The organism is Roseicella aerolata (assembly GCF_020523605.1).
Taxonomy (GTDB): domain Bacteria; phylum Pseudomonadota; class Alphaproteobacteria; order Acetobacterales; family Acetobacteraceae; genus Paracraurococcus; species Paracraurococcus aerolatus.
The window spans coordinates 1-637 of sequence record NZ_JAJAQI010000184.1 but is presented as its reverse complement, the minus strand read 5'-3'; the positions used below and the strand labels follow the sequence as shown (position 1 = coordinate 637).

Below are 637 nucleotides of genomic sequence, written 5' to 3'. Positions count from 1 at the left end.
CCGCCCCCCCGAAATGGCTATGGCCGAGCAGGATTTCGGATCGACCGTCGCCGTTCATGTCACCAATGGAGGCAATACCAAACGAGTCGTCTTCCTCGGTTTCGCTGACGATCCTGTATCCGCCCCGCCCTACGGCGACCTCGCGGAGGTCCACCGGCGTGCCATCAGCCTTGCCCCAGACCACATAGGCGGCAGCAAGACTCGTCCCGTCAGGACGGAAGGTGACGGCACTGATCAGAGCCTCGTCGAGCCCGTCACCGTTCAGGTCGCCCACCACGGCGACGTTGCGGCCGGTGCGGACGAACGGGCCCTCGCCGACGATCTTGTAGCCGCCCTGCCCGGCGGAAACGGCGGCGAGGTCCACCGGCATGCCGTCGGCCTTGCCCCAGACCACATAGGCGGCGCCAGCGTCCTCGCCAGCCGCGTCATTGCCGGTGGCGCTGACCAGGATCTCCGGCAGGCCGTCGCCATTCAGATCATGAATCGTGGTGAATGAGATGCCAGCGCGATCGAACTGCGCCTCGCCGAGAATCCTGAAGCCGCCAACGCCGGCGGCAATGGCGGCGAGGTCTACCGCCAGCCCGGCAGGAGGCGGCGGCTGGGGCTCCTCAGGGGGACCGAGGATGAAGTCTGCCGC

The 637-nt window shown here is 67.5% G+C and carries 1 protein-coding gene; it reads right to left on the bottom strand.

Annotated features, from left to right (window positions below):
* A partial coding sequence (locus LHA35_RS28470; RefSeq protein WP_226615282.1) for a hypothetical protein occupies window positions 1-637 on the bottom strand: 637 nt, incomplete at both ends.